Here is a 19584-nt window from a genome sequence, read left to right as displayed (position 1 = left end):
CAGACGCTGTTTATGCCTGTCGAAAATTTCTTAGAGAAGAACTTACTTCCTTCCAATTAGAAACCTACATTGCTAAGCATTTATCCATTATTCGACCCAATCGAACCTTCCAAAGAAAGATAAAAAGCCAGGCTCCCGTAAGCTTCACTTATAGAATATCATAATAGTTAAAAATTTAGGTTAAAAACCTTCCTTTTTGTGCGCCCTAAATACAAAAACTATTCCCGTCTTATCATCAACTGCTCGGACGGGAATAGTTTCTTTAGCTACTTAAATGCTTAACTTAATGACATTGGGACTCCTGCCAGCTTTTTAATGTGCTACACGTTTACGAGCAGCTTTTTTACGATTTTCCTCAATGAAGGCTTCTTTCTTTTCTTCTGGTTCAATGATTGTTTTGTGAACAGTGAAGACTGCGCCTGCTGCAAGAGCAACTGTAGAAAGAACACCTGTCAAGAAACCTTTACCAAAACCTTTAGCCATAGTTATTTCTCCTTTACTTGTGTTATAATAGATTTTAGCGAAAAAACAAAATATTTTCAAGGAAAAAGATGAAAACTAAAGTTATTGTGGTCATTGGACCAACTGCGGTAGGAAAAACCGCTTTAGGCATTGAATTGGCCCGGCGCTACAATGGAGAAATTATCAGCGGTGATAGCCAGCAAGTCTATCGCAAACTAGATATTGGTACGGCAAAAGCTAGTCCTGAAGAGCAGGCTGCTGCGGTTCATCACTTGATTGATGTCCGAGATGTGACCGAGGGTTATTCGGCTTATGAATTTGTAGCAGAAGCCAAGACCTTAATTGCAGACATTACTAGTCGTGGCAAGCTACCTATTATCGTGGGTGGGACAGGTCTTTATATCCAGAGTCTGCTTGAAGGCTACCATCTGGGCGGTCAAGTTGACCAGGAGCAAGTTCTTGCTTATCGGGCGGAGCTGGATAACTTGCCTGATGAAGTGTTGGAAACAATGGCAGAGCAGGCAGGTTTGACAGTCGAGGGAAACAGCCGACGGAGAATCATTCGTGGACTTGAGTTGAAAAAGTTTGGCAAAAACTTAGAAAATACAGAGTCAGAATATGAGCCTCTTTACATCTGCCTGACGGATGACAGACAGGCTCTTTACGACCGCATCAATCAGCGAATGGATATGATGATGGCGGCGGGCTTACTAGATGAAGTTAGCTGGCTCTACAGAGAGCAACCCCAAGCCCAAGCTGCTATGGGAATTGGCTACAAGGAGTTTTTCCCATACTTAGCAGGTCAAATCAGCCTAGAAGAAGCAATTGATAAGGTCAAGCAAAATAGCCGCCGCTTTGCCAAACGCCAATTGACCTGGTTTAGAAATCGCATGCAGGTTCCCTTTTATTCAGTAGGCGAGCCAGATTACAAGTCACAGATTTTCACCGCCGTGGAGGAATTTTTAAATGATTGAAACGCAGAAAGAACAAGAATGTGCCCTCCTGGTCGGAGTGGAATTACAGCAGACAGACAACTTTGGAATGTCTATGGAAGAGCTGGCAAGCCTTGCTAAGACGGCTGGCGCTCTGGTAAAGGGAGTCTATACTCAAAAACGTGAAAAATACGACAGCAAGACCTTTGTCGGCTCAGGGAAACTAGAAGAAATTGCCCAGATGGTCGAAGCTGATGAGATTGATACCGTCATTGTCAATAACCGACTGACACCCCGTCAGAATGTCAATTTGGAGGAGATTCTGGGGGTTAAGGTCATCGATCGCATGCAGTTGATTTTGGATATCTTTGCCATGCGAGCACGGAGCCACGAGGGAAAACTGCAGGTTCATTTGGCCCAGCTCAAGTATATGTTGCCACGCTTGGTTGGTCAGGGTATCATGCTCAGCCGGCAGGCCGGTGGTATCGGCTCTCGTGGACCAGGTGAAAGCCAGCTGGAACTCAACCGTCGAAGCATTCGCAACCAGATTCATGACATCGAACGCCAACTCAAAACGGTAGAGAAAAACCGAGCAACTGTCCGCGAACGCCGCCTGCAATCAGGTGTTTTCAAGATTGGCTTGATTGGCTATACCAATGCTGGTAAGTCCACCATTATGAATGCTATGACGGATAAGCGGCAGTACGAGGCGGACGAACTCTTTGCGACACTTGATGCTACGACCAAGCAGATTAACTTGGCAGACAAGTTCAACGTGACCCTGACCGACACGGTTGGTTTTATTCAGGACCTGCCGACTGAGTTGATTTCTGCCTTCAAGTCCACCTTGGAGGAGTCCATGAATGTGGACCTCTTGCTCCATGTCATCGACGCCTCTGATCCCAATCATAGCGAGCAGGAGCAGGTGGTCTTGGACATTCTCAAGGACCTGGATATGCTGGACATTCCACGTCTAGCCCTCTACAACAAGCTGGACAAGACGGACGACAGCTTTACCCCCAGTCAGTTTCCTCATGTCATGCTGTCAGCCAAGGCTGACAATGCCAAAGGCCATATACAAATGATGGTCTTGGCCAAGATTAAGACCATGTTTGAACGGTTTGAGGTCAGGGTCCCACTAGCTGAAGCTTACAAGTTGCACGATTTAGCTACTCTAGCTCTGATAGAAAATCGGACCTACGAAGAGGATGTGGAAGTGGTATCAGGCTATATCGCTTCCAGCAATAAATGGAAGTTGGAAGAATTTTATGACGGATTATCTTGATTTGGCAATCAAATACGGTGGCTTTACCAGTCTGGACAAGGTCTATCTGGCAAATAAATTAGTTGGCTTGACTGACCAACAAAAACTAGATTTTATCACGCCACCGCCCTCGGTTATCAATGCCTATTTTGCGGAAATCTACCAGAAACAAGGGGCAGAAGAGGCGACGGACTACTATCTGACCCTCTCTCAGCAGCTGAGCCTTTTTCCAAAAGAGCCAAGCTTTGCTGAAAGCAAGCCCTTTGTCCGTCTCAACTTATCAGGTAAGTCTTTCGGATTTGCCTATGTGTCGGCTGACGGTCTGGCTCAGGTTTTTTCGGAGCAAGACGAGGAAGTGACGGAGAGTTTGCTCTTTGAAATTGCCCAAGTCTTTCCCCACTATGTTGTCTTTGTGGAGGAGGGCAAGATTTTCATGAAAGCCAATCCCTTTAAGGACGCCGAGTTAGAGGAAGTTGAAACAGACTATCTCTTGACCCAAGTGGAGACGACAAAAGGTTTGGTCAAGATTTCTGGCTTTAATCAGGAAGAAGTGCTGGAAGTAGCGGAAGGTTTTTCTGGTCAGTCATTTTTTGCCTGGTCGGGTCGCTCTGCAATTTTATATATAAAACATTAGAAAGTAAACAATGCAAATTCAATTTTTAGGTACGGGGGCTGGTCAGCCCTCCAAGGCTCGAAATGTATCCAGTTTGGCCTTGAAACTCTTGGATGAAATCAATCAGGTTTGGCTTTTTGATTGTGGCGAAGGAACTCAAAATCAAATTTTGGAAACGACTATTCGTCCACGTAAGGTCGCAAAAATCTTTATCACTCACCTGCACGGAGACCATATTTTTGGACTGCCAGGTTTTTTGTCTAGCCGTTCTTTCCAGTCAAGTGAGGAGCAGACTGATATTGATATTTACGGTCCTGTTGGCATCCGTTCCTTTGTCTTGGCAAGTTTGAAAGTTTCAGGGACACGCCTACCATATCGCATTCATTTTCATGAGTTTGATGTTGATACGGTAGGTCAGGTCCTGGAAACGGACAAATTCACAGTATTCGCTGAAAAACTGGACCATACCATTCCTTGTGTCGGCTATCGTGTCATCCAGAAAGATTTGGAAGGGACATTGGATGCAGAGGCTCTGCGCGCGGCAGGTGTACCATTTGGCCCCCTTTTTGGAAAAATCAAAAACGGTCAAAACGTGACCTTGGAGGACGGCAGGGAAATCATTGCCAGCGACTATATTTCTCCTCCTCGGCCTGGTAAGGTAGTGACCATTCTAGGCGATACGCGCAAGTGTCATGCCAGTGTCCGTCTGGCTGTCAATGCTGATGTGCTGGTACATGAGGCGACTTACGGAAAAGGCGATGAGAAGATTGCTCGCAAGCATGGGCATTCGACCAATATGGAAGCCGCTCAGGTTGCCAAGGATGCTGGTGTCAAGCAGCTCTTGCTTAATCATATCAGTCCACGATTTTTATCAAAGGATATTAGTCAATTACGGAAAGATGCAAGTACTATTTTCGAGCAGGTTCATATTGTCAAGGATTTAGAGGAAATTGAGCTATGAGAACCATTCTAATCACAGGTGCCTCTGGTGGCTTGGTACAGGAAATGGTGCCATTGCTGAAGGATGATTTTTTGATTTTACTAGGTCGTGATGTCGAAAAAATTGAGCAGCTCTATGCTTACCATGAAAAAAAGGCTGTCTTTGATGTAGACATCCGAGATGAAATAGCTCTGACGGCATTTTTCGATGAACTGGATAGTCAGTTTGGTCAGATTGATATTTTAGTCAATAATGCTGGCTATGCCATTTACGATGATTTTGAGAATTTTTCCAGCCAGCAGGTGCAGGCTATGTTTGACATCAATACTTTTGCTCTGATGACCATGTGCCGTTTAGTAGGTAAACGAATGAAGGCAAGACGGAGCGGGCAGATGATCAATATCATTTCCATGTCAGGCTTGATTGCTTCAAGCAAGTCATCCGTTTATTCGGCGACCAAGTTTGCAGCTATGGGTTTTTCCAATACCATTCGCTTGGAATTAGCCCAGTATGGTGTGACGGTTACTACGGTCAATCCAGGTCCAATCGCAACCAGCTTTTTCGACCAAGCAGATCTAGATGGAAGCTATCAAGAGAGCGTCAAGGCTTTCTTACTACAGCCGGACTATGTTGCCAAGAAGATTGTTTCAGCTATGGGAACGAAGAAACGAGACATCAATCTGCCTTGGTCACTAGCAGCTGCTCATAAACTCTATACTCTCTTTCCGAGAATAGCAGACTACTTGGCCAGTACAGTATTTAATTTGAAATAGAAAAACGCCGAAATAAAACTCGGCGTTTTCGTGTATACTAGCTACGTTTTTTTCTACGTAAGGCGATACTGCCTAGAAGTAGGCTACCTAATGCGATAGCGATATAGTTTGTTTTTTCACCTGTTTGAGGTAGTTGTTTTGTATCGGTAGACTTGGTGGTATGTACTACTGTAGTAGTTTTTGGCGCCTCATCCAGAATATTTTTTGGCATTTCAGGTTGTGGTACAAGAATTTCTACAGCTGGTAAGTCTTCTAAGGTTGCTAATTGACTACCAAAGAGGGCGTTGGACACCCAACGGAAGAAGTGAATAGGGTGGACCTTGTTTGTTGGATTACCTGCATAGATAAAGACAGGTTGGTCTTGATAATTTCCAGCGATAGCGACAATTTTATTGGCTAATTTGTCATGACCAGGCCACCAACCTGCGATATAATAATCTTTGTCAGCGATTTTAACAAGTGTTTTAAATCCTTCAGGAATGCCTTCAATCCAATTACCGGAGTTGGAATAGAAAAGTCCATTCATAGCGTAGCCACTTGTTAATGGATCTTTATCATCAATAATAGCCCGCATGAGACCTTCATAGTCACCACCATCTGTAAATTGTTCCGCATTGAAACCTGCTAAGATTCCTAATTCCTCCAGTTTTTGCATGGCGACACCACCTACGATGATAATTGGTTTCTTACCAAATACACTGGCATCGAATTGATCTGATTCGAGAATGATAGCATCAGCCTCATCTGGGCTATTGACAATTTCAAAGCCCATTCGTTCTACCGCAAGTGCAGCATTTGCAAGAATGGCAAAGTCACCTGCCCAACTATAAGAGTGAGAAGGAGCATACACCTTCATTGCTTTCAATTCTTGTCCAAGAGGCTTCTTATAGAGAGGCTCGCCGTATAGAGCATAGGTGTCCAGCAAGTGGCTAAATTGGTTAGTTTCCATGATGTAGCCATCGTCTGTAAGATAGACCTTAGCACCTGATTTGATGGCTTGATTAATGGCCTGAACGGCGCTTTCAGATGTGTTTGCAACGATATAGTAAGGCGCTTTGAAATCAATTTCCGTAGTACGTGGAGCTTTTGTCCATGTGATGCTACCTAATTTGCCGCTAAAGGCATTTTCTTCAAATATAGCCTTGGCGCTAAAGCCTTTCATATCTGGGAAGTTGACTACCAATTCAGCATACATGGCTCCCCAAGTAGATTCATCAGAACCAGCGTAGAGGACATGGTTAGCGAATCCTCGTTTGGCTTGAGCCATATCGACAACTAGGTCGCCCTTGCGGAAGTTTCCAACATCTTCAGTTAATTCCTTGACAATAACCCCATTACGATTGAAATATTCAATCATCTTAAAGGCTTCTTGCATATCGTTGTGTTTATCGAGCGTCATAGGAATCACATAGTAGTCTGGGAAGAATTTTGGCTGGTCTTTTTTGACACGTCCGACAACAGCTCCGTCTGGTCCGACTAATTCAGACTCTGCTTTTGGATCCTCTATCTTATTGACACCGCGAGAATAGTATTTGAGACGCATTTCCATGAGACTGTCTGGCTTGGTTGCCATATTGTGAACACCGCCCAAAACAGCAAAGAATCCCGCCTTGAATGATTCTTGATTTCCTTCTGGAATTTCAATCGTATGTCCAAGAATACCGTGGTACATTGCATACACCGCTGTATAGCCTGAGAAGGAATCGTCCCAACCATTTCCCCAGTGGACTTTAGGGATGGTGTAGCGTTCATATTTAGAATTTGCAATACCTGCTCGGCCCATTTCATGAGCTTTTTCCAGCATAATATCGGCTAGTAAATCATATTCAAAGTTTGGGTCATGTGGCGGAGTGGCAGGCTCGATGAGAAATCCAGATACAAAACCATGAATATCTAAAACAGATATTGGATTCCATTTGTGGATTTGACGGACGATGGCTTGTGTTTCTGGATTCACTTGGAAACCAGTATCACGGTTAGGGTCCAAACCATTTACTAGTGAACGCAAGTTTTTAACATCGCCATCAGGATTTTCTGTGAAATTGAACAAGAAGATAAATTTATCTAACAAATCTGTCACTTTTAAATGAAAAGTAACAGGATTTCCATCGGCATCTGTAGATGGGAAAGTAATGGTATCTTTTTGTGCAAATTCTTTGAATAGGCTAGTTACCACATCTATGCCGGGTTGTTCATCAGCATGAGTGTTGTTGATGAGAATAGGTAATTTATAGTCGAAGGTTCCAGCTTGCAACTGTTTCAGCATCTGGTCGGGTTGGGTCAGCATGAGTGGCGTTGTTTCAGTAAGGTATTTATCAATACTTGCTTGATCTTTAGCCACAACAGCCATTTTTATATCTCTACCTTCAGCTGATTGACCAATTGACTCAATCCTTACTAAGCGGTCGGTCGCAGCATTATCTTTAGTTTCCTCAATCTCTGTCAACATTTCCTCATGTGTACGGTAGGCTTCATAAGGACGGAAATGAAGAGTTTTTGAAATGGTCAAGTTTCCATCGGCACTAGTACCTTCCAACAGCATATCTTTTATAAAATGTCGATAGGTACGGCGAATATTACTCGGTGTCCGTTTGCTCAAATCTTCTCCAAAGAGAGCTGCGAGCTGGATATTCAAATGAAGTTGGTTATCCTGTCTGCTTTCTTCTACAGTGATAAATGTATCGCCTGTGAAATCTCCCTCTTTCAAATTCCAGGTTTTCCATTCGGAAATAGGCTTTCCATCCAATGTCCATTCTATTTTTTCAGTCGTATCTGGAAGAGTGACGGATTCTGTGATAGTGACTGCTTCCGATAGATAGACAGTTTTTGTTTCGAGTGTAATTGTATCAATAGTCGGTACGGCAGATTTTTCTTCTGTAGTATCCTGATTATCATTATTAGCTAATCTGAGCGTAGTTTCCTCGGCATTGGGCTCGGAAGATGTTGTATCTTCTTCTGTGGAAACAGGTGTAGGAGAAGTATCTGCTATTTCTTCAGTTTGTTTTTCTGTCTCCTTCCCTTCTACAAGATTATCTGTAGCTTCGCTTGTGCTAGTTTCCATGATAGGAGTCTCTTCAGGCAGTGGAGTCACCGTTTCACTAGCAGTAGTTGGCATCTCCTCTGTATTTGCGAAGACCGTTCCCTGAGTGAGAGATGCAGCTAAAAGAACTGTTGAGGCAAGCAGGACTTGATTCAACAGCCTTTTCTTATATGAAAGTTTCATGCGAACTTCCTCCTTTTGATAATGTGTACGGGGTAGTAAATTAAAACGGGTTATTTCATGCCTATCTTATCAAAAAATATATGTCTTTACAATATAAATTGAATATGTTTATATATTTAAAATATTCAGAAATATCGGATCATAAAGACTATTTATTTTGAGTAGGATAATGAACTAAAATCTGTTATAATGGTAAAAAAATAAGGGAGAGATGTATGGAAAAACTTTGGAAAATTATATACAGTCGGACCTTTATCGTCATTAGTTTGATTATTCTAACCATTTTCCTTATTCTATGGTTGGTAGGTTCGGCAGCTACCTATATGCCTGCTCTATTGATTGTTTTGCAAATTTTTTCGATTTTTGTAGCTATTTCAATCATCAATAGACCGATGAATACCAGTTTTAAGTTAACCTGGATTGTTTTTGTCATTGGTATTCCGATTTTTGGTGCTCTATTCTATTTTATTTTGCAGTCCAACATTGAAACCAAACGCTATCGTAAAAATTTTCATAAGCAAGCACAAAGACTTCGGGAGTATAGTAAGACGTCTGAAAAGGTCATGAAGGCATTAGAGCGGGAAGATAAGGAGCAACTGAAATTAGCTCACTTCATGAGTGAGTACGTTGGCTACCCAATTCATACCAATACGGATGCCGTCTATTTTTCGACAGGTCAGGAAAAATTTGAAGCTCTACTAGAAGAATTGAAAAAGGCAGAGCAGTATATTTTCATGGAGTACTTTATTGTCGATATGGGATATATGTGGGATTCCATCCTTGACATTTTGAAGGAAAAGGCAGCGCAAGGGGTGGAAGTTCGTTTTATGTATGATGGGATGAATTCACTGACCAATCTTCCCTATAATTACTATAAAACCTTGAGAAAATATGGGATAAAAGCCAAAGTATTTTCTCAAATTATCCCAGCCTTATCTACGGTGCAAAATAACCGTGACCATAGAAAAATTGCGATTATTGATGGAAAGGTTGCCTTTACTGGTGGCATTAATATCGCAGATGAATACATCAACAAGAAAGTGCGTTTTGGTTACTGGAAAGACGCAGCGATTATGATTAGGGGAGAAGCTGTTGCAAACTTTACGTTGATGTTCCTTCAAATGTGGAATTACAATGAAAAGACAGAGACAGATGATCTACAATACCTCAAAACGCATAAAGATTTAGAGACCGAAACCGTTGATGCTGAAGGTTTCTTCCTTCCGTATGGCGAGAATCCATTTGATGGAGATGAGGTAGCCAAACGAGTCTGCCTAGACATGATTCAGTCGGCAACGGATTATATTTATATCATGACACCCTACTTAGTGTTGGATGATGAAATGATTGATAATTTGACTTATGCTGCGAAGCGTGGAGTCGAGGTTCGCATTCTGCTCCCGCACATCTATGATAAAAAATCAGCCTATTTGGCTGCTCGTACTGATTTTCCGACTTACTTGGAAGCAGGAATTGAAATCTTTGAATTCCAGCCTGGGTTTGTCCATTCCAAAGTTGTTTTGGTCGATGATAAGAAAGCTACTGTTGGTACGGTGAATATGGATTTTCGCTCTTTTTATCTTAATTTTGAGTGCGGTCTCTATATTTACAATCATTCGGCAGTTTTGGCAGCTATTAAGGATGACTTTACTCATTCCTTCAAAAAATCACAGCAAATTAACCTTCTAACCTTCCATAAAACGTACTCTTGGTATAAGCGTTTGGGAGGAGCCCTACTGCGGATTATTTCACCGTTATTATAAATTGCACTATTAGTTCTTCATGGAGCAAGGGATCGACATTCTGTTTCGGTCTTACCTTGCTCCATTTTTCTTGGAAAATGATATAATAGAAAGATAGTTTATACTCGGAAAAGTTACAGGTTACTTGTGATTTTGAGTATTAAGGAGTAAAAAAACGTGATAAAACCCAATTATGACTGGCAATTATTGACCGGTTTTTCTGATGAACACTTTATCAAATTAGCTAAAAAAGAAGGGCTGGATCCAGTAGCGGCCAAATTGTTGTATGAGCGGGGCATTCATTCGCAAGAAGAACTGCATTCCTTTATCCAACCAAGTTTAGAAGACCTCCATGACCCGTACCTACTTCACGATATGGACAAGGCGGTAGAGCGGATTCGCCGAGCAATCGAAGACTACGAACAGATTTTGATTTATGGAGATTATGACGCAGACGGCATGACCTCGGCATCGATTCTGAAAGAAACCCTGGAGGAAATGGGGGCAGAAGTCCAAGTTTATCTTCCCAACCGTTTCACAGATGGCTATGGGCCAAATCAATCAGTTTACAAGTATTTTATCGAGCAGCAGGGGATTTCTCTTATTGTGACGGTGGACAATGGCGTAGCGGGTCATGAAGCGATTGCCTATGCCCAGGAAATGGGTGTCGATGTTGTCGTGACAGACCACCATTCCATGCAGGAAACCCTTCCCAATGCCTATGCGATTGTACATCCAGAGCATCCAGAGGGAAATTATCCCTTCAAACATTTGGCAGGTTGCGGCGTGGCTTTCAAATTGGCCTGTGCCCTTCTTGAAACGGTTCATGCAGACTTGCTGGATTTGGTCGCAATTGGCACCATCGCTGATATGGTTAGCCTAACAGGCGAAAACCGTGTCATGGTCAAATATGGTCTCTCGCTTCTTAAACAGACTGAGCGAGCAGGTTTGCAAGAGTTGATAAAGATAGCTGGTATTGACATAGACAGTATTGATGAAGAAACAGTTGGTTTCCAACTTGCTCCGAGGTTGAATGCCCTTGGTCGACTTGATGATCCTAATCCAGCCATCGAATTACTGACTGGTTTTGATGACGAAGAGGCCCATGAGATTGCTCTCATGATTGACAGTAAGAATGTCGAGCGTAAGGATGTCGTCCAAGCAATTTACGATGAAGCAAAAACCATGCTCCGTCATGATAGACCTGTTCAAGTTCTGGCTAAAGAAGGTTGGAACCCAGGTGTTTTAGGGATTGTAGCAGGACGCCTACTAGAAGAATTGCACCAGCCTGTTATCGTCTTGTCTATTGAAGATGGTAAGGCAAAGGGTTCGGCTCGTTCTGTTGAAGCGGTTGACATTTTCAAGGCCCTTAAAGATCATCAGGACCTATTTATCGCCTTTGGTGGCCATGCTGGTGCAGCAGGTATGACCTTGGAAGTTGACAAACTCGAAGAGCTTGCTCTAACCTTGTCAGACTACATTATCGAAAATAAATTGGATTTATCCAGCAAGTCTTCGCTGGTCTTAGATGAAGAATTGGATTTAGAGGAATTAACCCTAGATACTCTAAAATCTTTCGAGAAGCTTGCGCCTTACGGCATGGATAATAAAAAGCCTGTATTCTACATCAGAGACTTTCAGGTGGAATCAGCAAGAACCATGGGGCAGAATAATGCCCATTTGAAACTACGCATTACTAAAGGTGCTGCTGGATTTGATGTGGTTGCTTTTGGTAAGGGCAATCTAGCCTTGGAATTTTCACAGGCCAAGGGCTTAGAACTAGCTGTCACCTTGTCTGTCAATCAATGGAATGGCAATACCAGTCTTCAGCTCATGTTGGTTGATGCTCGGGTCAATGGTGTTCAACTTTATAATATTCGTGGAAAGCAACATCCTATTCCTGCAGGAGTCCCAATTTTGGACATTGAAAATCCAGTAGCAGATAACAAAGCAATTGTCTTAGCTAACTTGCCTGAGGACCTCAGCAGTCTGCGCAGCTATTTCCAAGAAAAAGAATTTGAGGCCATTTATTTTAAAAATGAAATTGCCAAACCGTACTATCTAGATGGTTATGGTAGCCGAGAACAATTCGCTAAATTGTATAAGACTATTTACCAATTTGATGAGTTTGATGTCCGCTACAAACTGAAAGATTTGGCTGGTTACTTAAAAATTAAGGACAGTCTATTGGTTAAAATGATTCAGATTTTCCAAGAATTAGAATTCGTCACGATTACGGATGGGGTCATGCGGGTCAACAAAGAGGCGCAGAAGCGAGAGATTTCAGAAAGTCAAATATATCAAGAATTGAAAGAAACAGTTATCCAACAAGAGTTGATGGCGCTTGGCACCGTTCAGGAAATTTATGAATGGTTATGTGGTCGCGTTTGATGACAGTAGAAGCTCTGGTTGTTGTCGGAGTGATTGGAACGCTTCTCTACACTTATAGGTTTATCAGGCAAAAAAGTCTGTTGAAAAATCTTGAACAGATAACCGAAATAAAGCACGCACTGATTGAATTACGGCGAGTAGGATGGTCAGAAAGAGCCATCAAAAAGGTTTTCCTGAAACAACTGTTGCCTCTAAAACAAGAAGACATCCCAGCATTTGTTCAAAATTTCATAAAAGAAGCTACTATTTTTGCCTCAACTAGCTTTTATCAGTTGATAAAGGAAGAAATGAGGTTGGCTGGGAGCAGTCTTATTTTCATCAGCAAGGAAGCTTTTCCTATGGTGGACATAGCAGGGCAGCTTGTGTGGCGAATGTGAGGAGACGATTTGCTAAAGATATAGGTCTGAAATGTACCAAAAAACAATTTCATGGTATAATGAAGAGTAAAAATTATTTTTAAAAAGAGAGAGACAAATGAACTTAAAAGATTACATCGCAACAATTCCTAACTATCCAAAAGAAGGTATCGAATTCCGTGACATTAGCCCTTTGATGGCAGATGGAAATGCTTATAGCTATGCAGTACGTGAAATCGTTCAGTATGCGACAGATAAGCAAATCGATATGATTGTTGGGCCAGAGGCGCGTGGTTTCATCGTTGGATGTCCAGTTGCCTTTGAATTGGGAATCGGTTTTGCACCAGTTCGTAAGCCAGGTAAGTTACCACGTGAGGTTATCTCAGCTGACTATGAAAAAGAATATGGTGTAGATACATTGACGATGCATGCAGACGCAATCAAACCAGGACAACGTGTCTTGATTGTCGATGACTTGTTGGCAACTGGTGGTACTGTAAAAGCTACGATCGAAATGATTGAAAAGCTTGGCGGTATCGTTGCTGGCTGTGCCTTCTTGATTGAGCTAGATGATTTGAAAGGCCGCGAAGCAATCGGCGATTACGACTACAAGGTTTTGATGCACTATTAATCTAAGGTTATAGCCAAAATTTATAACTGGTCCTATTTTTATTCTAATTGAATTGCATAGCAACCTGTCTTATAATAAATATAAGAAAATTGGGAGGTTGCTTATGCCAATTAAAATTGAAAAATCATTACCAGCAGTTGAAATTTTGAGAAAAGAGAATATTTTTGTGATGGATAGCGACCGAGCTAGTCATCAGGACATTCGTCCTATCAAAATCCTTATTCTCAATCTCATGCCACAGAAGATCGTGACGGAGACTCAGTTGCTCCGTCTTTTGGCTAACACTCCTTTACAGCTAGAGGTTGAATTTCTCTACATGGCTAGTCACGAGTCCAAAAATACACACTCGGACCATTTGAAGCAGTTTTATAAGACTTTTGAGCAGGTCAGGGATAGCTATTTTGATGGGCTCATCGTGACAGGAGCACCAGTTGAAAACTTACCTTTTGAGGAAGTTGATTACTGGCAAGAACTTACTCAAGTTTTTGATTGGTCAAAAACACATGTTTATTCAACATTGCACATTTGTTGGGGAGCACAGGCTGGTTTGTATGCACGCTATGGTGTACCCAAACACAGTATGTCTCGAAAACTATCAGGCGTATATTGTCAAGAAGTGACTAATCCAACTAGCCCTCTTATGCGTGGATTTGACGATGAATTTCGTTCGCCACACTCCCGTTATACGGAAGTAAGAGAAGCAGATATTGCCCATCTGAGTGGGTTGACGATTTTATCACAAGGTCCAGAAGTTGGCCTATCCATTTTAGCCAGCAAGGATTTAAGAGAAATTTATAGTTTTGGACATTTAGAGTATGATAGGGATACCCTAGCTAAGGAATACCAACGTGATTGTATAGCTGGAAAAAATCCCCATTTACCGGAAAATTATTTCAAAGAAGATGACCCTACAAGCAAACCATCTCTCTCTTGGAATTTACCAGCAGCACAATTCTTTACCAACTGGGTGAATTACGCTGTCTATCAAGAAACTCCATACGACTGGCATATCTTTGAACAATCAGCCCAGTCAGCTAGTCTTTAAAGAGGAAGTATGAACTATTCACAGCAATTTCGTCAGGGACATTTGGTCCTGCCAGCAGCAATATTATTCCACTATCAAGAGCTTTTTCCGTCGGCAGATGATTTTTTGATTTGGCAGTTTTTCTTTTATCAAAATTCTTCAGCCATCGAATCATTAGCACCTAGTGAGATTGCTCAAGCTACTGGTAAAACAGTTGCCCAGGTCAATCAAGCTATTGAAAATCTCCAAGATGCTGGACTCTTAGAATTTAAGACAATCAGTATTGCTGGTGAAATTGAAATGATATTCGATGCGCTTCCTGCTTTTGAAAAATTGGATGCTTTGTTAACTCCAAAACAGGCAGTTGAGATTGTGCAACCAGAGAATGATTTGAAGACCTTGGTGGGTGATTTTGAACGTGAATTGGGGCGCTTTTTATCGCCGTTTGAAATCGAAGATTTGCAGAAGACTATTGAGGATGACAAAACTTCGATTGATTTGGTTCGTGCAGCCTTGAAAGAAGCTGTTTTTAACAACAAAACAAATTGGAAATACATCCAAGCTATTCTACGAAACTGGCGCCGTGAGGGAATTACTACAGTTGCGCAAGTAGAAGCGAAAAATGCAGAAAGAGAAATTCAGACTCCTAAGAATGTGACTGTTTCAAGTGACTTTCTTGATGCAATGGATCTCTGGAAAGATTGATATGGAAACAAAATTATCTAAAAGGCTGGAAACAGTCGCAAGTTTTGTCCCACAAGGGGCACGTCTAGTTGATGTAGGGAGTGACCATGCTTATCTCCCTCTTTTTTTGGTAGAGCAGGGGCGCATTGATTTTGCTATTGCAGGGGAAGTCGTTCAAGGTCCCTATCAGTCAGCGCTCCAGAATGTAGAGCAGGCGGGACAAACAGAAAAAATTCTAGTCCGTTTAGCAAATGGCTTAGGTGCGTTTGAGATGTCTGACCAGATGACTGCCGTGACCATAGCAGGTATGGGAGGGCGCTTGATTGCAGAAATCTTAGAAGCAGGAAAAGAAAAGCTTGCGACCATTGAACGGTTGATACTCCAGCCAAATAATCGTGAAGATGATGTGCGTCGATGGTTGGAAAAAAATGGTTTTAGATTGGTTGCTGAAAAGATTCTGGAAGAAAATGGTAAGTTATATGAAATCCTCGTTGCAGAATCAGGACAGATGAGATTATCAGAAGTTGAACATCGTTTTGGTCCCTACCTACTAGAGGAGGCTTCACCAGTTTTCGTCAAAAAGTGGAGAAGAGAACTTGAAAAATTAAGTTTTGCTTTGGAACAAGTTCCATCTGAACGCCAAGGTGACCGTTTTGCCATTTCCCAAAAAATCCAACAAATTCAGGAGGTACTCCATGTTAGCTAGTCAGGTTATTGAGCGCTATCAAGCCTTTTGTCCCCCTTCTTTAGCTATGGAAGGCGATGTCAAAGGGCTGCAAATTGGTACCCTTAATAAAGAGATTCAACGTGTCATGGTGGCTCTGGATATTCGTGAGACAACAGTAGCAGAGGCGATTGATAAAAAGGTGGATTTGATTATCGTCAAGCACGCTCCGATTTTTCGTCCCATAAAGGATTTGGTGGCTGACAATCCGCAAACTAAAATGTATCTTGATTTGATTAAGCATGATATTGCAGTCTATGTCAGTCATACAGATATTGATGTGGTTGAGGGTGGTCTCAACGACTGGTTCTGTGAACTATTAGAAATTCAAGATACTACCTACTTGATTGAAACTGCCGAGGGGCAGGGGCTTGGTCGTGTGGGGACAATAGCAGAGCAGACTTTGGAGGATTTGGCTTTGAAAGTCAAGTCTGTCTTTGGTCTAGATGCTGTCCGTCTAGTGACCTATGGGCATCAAGCCAAGCAGTATGTCAGCCGTGTAGCCATCTGTGGAGGCAGTGGTGGGTCTTACTACCATGAGGCTCTTGCCAAGGGAGCAGATGTTTACATCACAGGCGATATTTACTACCATACTGGGCAGGATATGTTGACACAAGGCTTGCTGGCTATTGATCCAGGCCATCATATCGAAGCCTTGTTTATCAAGAAAATTGCTGAATTGTTGGAAATATGGAAGGCAAATGAATGTTGGGATGTCGAAATTCTACCTTCAACTGTTTCAACCAATCCGTTTAGACATATGTGATAAATTAATCAGTACCTAATTATGGAAAGACCAAGACGACATTTAATGTAGTTTTAGGTCTTTTATTTTTTAGATATTTTCTTATTTATTTAAGTGAAAAAGCTTGAATTTTATAATAAATTAGGATATCTTAATTTATAGGATATGCAAGATTAAACAGGATAGGATGTTAGTTATGACTTGGTTTACTAATCAGTCTGTAGTTCTACAGGCTTTGCTAGGTGGTTTATTCACATGGTTTTGTACGATTATGGGGTCTGCCGTTGTATTTTTCTTTAAGACAGTTAGTCGTCGTTTGCTAGACACCATGCTAGGCTTTGCAGCTGGTGTTATGATTGCGGCTTCTTTTTGGTCATTATTAGCTCCATCGATTGAGTATGCTGAAAGTTCATACGGCAATTTGGCTTGGATACCAGCAGCAGTAGGTTTTGCAGCAGGTGGTATTTTTTTACGCTTGGTAGATGCCTGGGTTCCGCATTTGCATTTGGGAAATGATAAAGATAAGGCAGAAGGCGGTGGTGAGAAGGAGAGAAAAAATCTATCCAAAACAGCCCTGCTCTTCTTAGCCATTACAATTCACAATATTCCTGAAGGCTTGGCGGTCGGTGTGACATTTGGCGCACTTGCTTCTAACTATAGTCCAGCAGCTTTTATCGGCGCAATCGGCCTTGCTATTGGGATTGGTATACAAAATATTCCTGAAGGTGCAGCCTTAGCTATTCCAATTCGTACAGACGGTGCATCTAGGTGGAAAGCTTTTTACTGGGGATCAATGTCAGCGATTGTCGAGCCGATTGCAGCAGTCATCGGTGCTTTTGCGGTTACCTTTATGACACCTATTTTACCTTATGCCCTCTCCTTTGCGGCAGGAGCCATGATTTTTGTCGTTGTAGAAGAGCTCATTCCAGAGTCGCAGACAAATGGCAATACGGATATTGCTACTCTAGGACTCATGGCTGGTTTTATTATTATGATGATTTTAGATGTTGCCCTGGGGTGAATTAAAGTATATTTGAGAAGAGTCTGGCTATCAGGCTTTTTTCTTATGACAGTATGATGAAAAATATGGTATAATGAACTGATATTAATTGATGGAAGGTACTCTTATATGAAAGGTATTATTCTGGCAGGTGGGTCTGGGACTCGTCTCTACCCATTGACACGCGCAGCTTCTAAACAGCTGATGCCGATTTATGACAAACCAATGATTTATTACCCATTGTCAACACTCATGTTGGCTGGGATTAAAGAAATCTTAATTATTTCTACTCCTCAGGATCTACCACGTTTCAAGGATATGCTTGGTGATGGTACTGAGTTGGGAATTTCTCTCTCATATGCAGAACAACCAAGCCCAGATGGACTTGCACAAGCCTTCATTATCGGCGAAGAATTCATCGGTGACGATCATGTAGCCCTTATCTTGGGGGATAACATTTACCATGGAAATGGCTTGACCAAGATGTTGCAACGTGCTGCAAGCAAAGAAAAAGGTGCAACTGTCTTTGGTTACCAAGTTAAAGACCCAGAACGCTTTGGCGTTGTAGAATTTGACGCAGATATGAATGCTATTTCTATCGAAGAAAAACCTGAAGAGCCAAAATCAAATTTTGCTGTTACTGGTCTTTATTTCTATGACAATGATGTTGTGGAGATTGCGAAAAATATCAAGCCTTCACCTCGTGGTGAGTTGGAAATCACAGATGTCAACAAGGCTTACTTAGAGCGTGGCGACTTATCTGTTGAGCTTATGGGTCGTGGATTTGCCTGGTTGGATACAGGTACGCATGAAAGCCTCTTGGAAGCTGCACAGTACATCGAAACGGTTCAACGTTTGCAAAACGTTCAAGTGGCTAACTTGGAAGAAATTGCCTACCGTATGGGTTACATTACAAAAGAACAAGTACATGAATTGGCACAGCCACTTAAGAAAAATGAATACGGACAATACTTGCTCCGTTTGATTGGAGAGGCCTAATGACAGAAAACTTTTTCGGTAAAACACTAGCAGCTCGCCCAGTTGAAGCTATTCCAGGAATGTTAGAATTTGACATTCCTGTTCATGGTGACAACCGTGGCTGGTTCAAGGAGAACTTCCAAAAGGAAAAAATGGTGCCACTGGGCTTCCCAGAAAGCTTCTTCGCAGAAGGAAAATTGCAGAATAATGTTTCCTTCTCCCGCAAAAACGTTCTTCGTGGTCTTCACGCTGAGCCTTGGGACAAGTACATTTCCGTAGCGGACGGCGGTAAGGTTTTGGGAACTTGGGTGGATCTTCGTGAAGGCGAAAACTTCGGTAATACCTACCAAACCGTTATTGATGCTTCAAAAGGTATCTTCGTTCCGCGCGGAGTAGCCAATGGTTTCCAAGTCTTGTCAGACTTCGTGGCTTACAGCTACTTGGTTAACGACTACTGGGCTTTGGAACTCAAGCCTAAGTATGCTTTCGTCAACTACGCTGACCCAAGTCTCGACATCCAGTGGGAAAACCTAGAAGAAGCGGAAGTTTCAGAAGCAGATGAAAACCATCCACTTCTCAAAGATGTGAAGCCTTTGAGAAAAGAGGACCTCTAATGTTTCAAGCCTTTTTGGAAATAGCAGAGCAGTTAAACAAGCTTGGGATCACTCCCCTGCTGATGGGCTCTGTCGGCCTGGAAAGGCGGACAGGACGAGATTGGCAGGCAAGGGACCTTGATATTCATGTGCCTAGTGACCCACGGGGATGGGAAGCGCCAGATGGGGAGCGGATTTACCGTGCAGATGAGCTGATTGCCATGATGAATCAACTCGGCTATGTCCTGGTTGATCGTCACGAACATGAATTTCATAAAGGCGGCTTATCTGTTGAATTCGGAGGTCTACATTCACTGCCTGAATTTGCTGGTGTAGAGCTAGAAGATTTGGAAGAATTAGAAACAGCAGGTGTTCGCTATTACCTACCGACACTTGAACAATACCTAAAAATCTACCAAGCCTCTTCAAAAGATTCCTACCGTGCAGAAAACAATAATCAAAAAGACTTTGCCAAGATTGCTTATTTGGAAGAAGTATTGAAGTAAAAA

The 19584-nt window shown here is 42.2% G+C and carries 19 protein-coding genes and 1 pseudogene; 18 read left to right on the top strand and 2 right to left on the bottom strand.

What is annotated here, in order from left to right; translation table 11 throughout:
- A pseudogene (locus tag K5Q29_RS04815) lies at nucleotides 1-164 on the top strand (IS4 family transposase); the annotation flags it as partial.
- Between the two features lie 148 nt (nucleotides 165-312).
- Here K5Q29_RS04815 and K5Q29_RS04810 read toward each other — a convergent pair.
- Complete coding sequence (locus tag K5Q29_RS04810; RefSeq protein WP_012775205.1) at nucleotides 313-483, bottom strand: DUF3042 family protein; 171 nt, start codon at nucleotides 481-483, stop codon at nucleotides 313-315.
- A gap of 68 nt (nucleotides 484-551) precedes the next feature.
- Here K5Q29_RS04810 and miaA point away from each other — a divergent pair, with 68 nt between their 5' ends.
- Genes miaA through K5Q29_RS04785 form a run of 5 tightly spaced genes read left to right on the top strand, consistent with a single transcriptional unit; the run spans nucleotide 552 to nucleotide 4984 of the window.
- The gene (miaA, locus tag K5Q29_RS04805; protein WP_105139257.1) at nucleotides 552-1436 is read left to right on the top strand and encodes a tRNA (adenosine(37)-N6)-dimethylallyltransferase MiaA; all 885 of its coding nucleotides are present in this window, start codon (nucleotides 552-554) and stop codon (nucleotides 1434-1436) included.
- Nucleotides 1429-2679: a GTPase HflX gene (gene hflX / locus K5Q29_RS04800; protein WP_105139256.1), complete on the top strand. Its 1251-nt coding sequence runs from the start codon at nucleotides 1429-1431 to the stop codon at nucleotides 2677-2679. Before miaA ends, hflX begins: the two co-directional genes overlap by 8 nt.
- On the top strand, nucleotides 2663-3292 hold the full coding sequence (locus K5Q29_RS04795) for a cystathionine beta-lyase (RefSeq protein WP_105139255.1): 630 nt from the start codon (nucleotides 2663-2665) through the stop codon (nucleotides 3290-3292). The genes hflX and K5Q29_RS04795 overlap by 17 nt, the downstream gene beginning before the upstream one ends.
- Before the next feature lie 10 nt (nucleotides 3293-3302).
- Nucleotides 3303-4232 carry a ribonuclease Z gene (gene rnz / locus K5Q29_RS04790; protein ID WP_044693944.1) on the top strand — a complete coding sequence of 310 codons (930 nt, stop codon included), beginning with the start codon at nucleotides 3303-3305 and terminating at the stop codon, nucleotides 4230-4232.
- Entirely contained in the window at nucleotides 4229-4984 is a 756-nt protein-coding gene (locus tag K5Q29_RS04785) for an SDR family oxidoreductase (protein WP_105139254.1), read from the top strand. Before rnz ends, K5Q29_RS04785 begins: the two co-directional genes overlap by 4 nt.
- A gap of 37 nt (nucleotides 4985-5021) precedes the next feature.
- On the opposite strand, the gene K5Q29_RS04780 is transcribed toward K5Q29_RS04785, so the two are convergent.
- On the bottom strand, nucleotides 5022-8207 hold the full coding sequence (locus K5Q29_RS04780) for a M14 family zinc carboxypeptidase (RefSeq protein WP_221877016.1): 3186 nt from the start codon (nucleotides 8205-8207) through the stop codon (nucleotides 5022-5024).
- A 215-nt stretch (nucleotides 8208-8422) separates the two neighbouring features.
- Here K5Q29_RS04780 and cls point away from each other — a divergent pair, with 215 nt between their 5' ends.
- The 12 genes from cls (at nucleotide 8423) to K5Q29_RS04720 (ending at nucleotide 19581) form a co-directional block, all read left to right on the top strand.
- Complete coding sequence (gene cls, locus K5Q29_RS04775) at nucleotides 8423-9970, top strand: cardiolipin synthase (protein ID WP_105139253.1); 1548 nt, start codon at nucleotides 8423-8425, stop codon at nucleotides 9968-9970.
- Between the two features lie 156 nt (nucleotides 9971-10126).
- A complete protein-coding gene (recJ, locus tag K5Q29_RS04770) occupies nucleotides 10127-12340 on the top strand; it encodes a single-stranded-DNA-specific exonuclease RecJ (RefSeq protein ID WP_105139252.1) in 2214 nt (737 codons plus the stop codon).
- A complete protein-coding gene (locus K5Q29_RS04765; protein WP_238600796.1) occupies nucleotides 12340-12717 on the top strand; it encodes a hypothetical protein in 378 nt (125 codons plus the stop codon). The genes recJ and K5Q29_RS04765 overlap by 1 nt, the downstream gene beginning before the upstream one ends.
- A gap of 97 nt (nucleotides 12718-12814) precedes the next feature.
- Nucleotides 12815-13327 (top strand): adenine phosphoribosyltransferase, encoded by a 513-nt coding sequence (locus tag K5Q29_RS04760; RefSeq protein ID WP_002937136.1) that lies wholly within the window; start codon nucleotides 12815-12817, stop codon nucleotides 13325-13327.
- A gap of 103 nt (nucleotides 13328-13430) precedes the next feature.
- Nucleotides 13431-14372, top strand: a complete 942-nt coding sequence (gene metA / locus K5Q29_RS04755) for a homoserine O-succinyltransferase (protein WP_014637718.1) — start codon at nucleotides 13431-13433, stop codon at nucleotides 14370-14372.
- Nucleotides 14373-14381: 9 nt separating this feature from the next.
- Nucleotides 14382-15056, top strand: a complete 675-nt coding sequence (locus K5Q29_RS04750; protein ID WP_024399480.1) for a DnaD domain-containing protein — start codon at nucleotides 14382-14384, stop codon at nucleotides 15054-15056.
- Nucleotide 15057: 1 nt separating this feature from the next.
- Nucleotides 15058-15741, top strand: a complete 684-nt coding sequence (locus K5Q29_RS04745; RefSeq protein WP_029185925.1) for a tRNA (adenine(22)-N(1))-methyltransferase TrmK — start codon at nucleotides 15058-15060, stop codon at nucleotides 15739-15741.
- Nucleotides 15731-16525 (top strand): Nif3-like dinuclear metal center hexameric protein, encoded by a 795-nt coding sequence (locus K5Q29_RS04740; RefSeq protein ID WP_105139250.1) that lies wholly within the window; start codon nucleotides 15731-15733, stop codon nucleotides 16523-16525. The genes K5Q29_RS04745 and K5Q29_RS04740 overlap by 11 nt, the downstream gene beginning before the upstream one ends.
- Before the next feature lie 175 nt (nucleotides 16526-16700).
- Nucleotides 16701-17525 carry a ZIP family metal transporter gene (locus K5Q29_RS04735; protein ID WP_024410284.1) on the top strand — a complete coding sequence of 275 codons (825 nt, stop codon included), beginning with the start codon at nucleotides 16701-16703 and terminating at the stop codon, nucleotides 17523-17525.
- Nucleotides 17526-17633: 108 nt separating this feature from the next.
- Nucleotides 17634-18503 (top strand): glucose-1-phosphate thymidylyltransferase RfbA, encoded by an 870-nt coding sequence (gene rfbA / locus K5Q29_RS04730; RefSeq protein ID WP_105139249.1) that lies wholly within the window; start codon nucleotides 17634-17636, stop codon nucleotides 18501-18503.
- On the top strand, nucleotides 18503-19096 hold the full coding sequence (locus K5Q29_RS04725) for a dTDP-4-dehydrorhamnose 3,5-epimerase family protein (RefSeq protein ID WP_024399476.1): 594 nt from the start codon (nucleotides 18503-18505) through the stop codon (nucleotides 19094-19096). The genes rfbA and K5Q29_RS04725 overlap by 1 nt, the downstream gene beginning before the upstream one ends.
- Nucleotides 19096-19581, top strand: a complete 486-nt coding sequence (locus K5Q29_RS04720; protein ID WP_105139248.1) for a phosphoribosylanthranilate isomerase — start codon at nucleotides 19096-19098, stop codon at nucleotides 19579-19581. Before K5Q29_RS04725 ends, K5Q29_RS04720 begins: the two co-directional genes overlap by 1 nt.
- Nucleotides 19582-19584: the final 3 nt, after the last annotated feature.

It is taken from the genome of Streptococcus sp. 2018037 (genome assembly GCF_019754195.1).
In the GTDB taxonomy this organism is placed as follows: Bacteria; Bacillota; Bacilli; order Lactobacillales; family Streptococcaceae; genus Streptococcus; species Streptococcus hashimotonensis.
The sequence above is the reverse complement of the archived record's forward strand: the minus strand, read 5'-3'. Positions and strand labels throughout refer to the sequence as shown.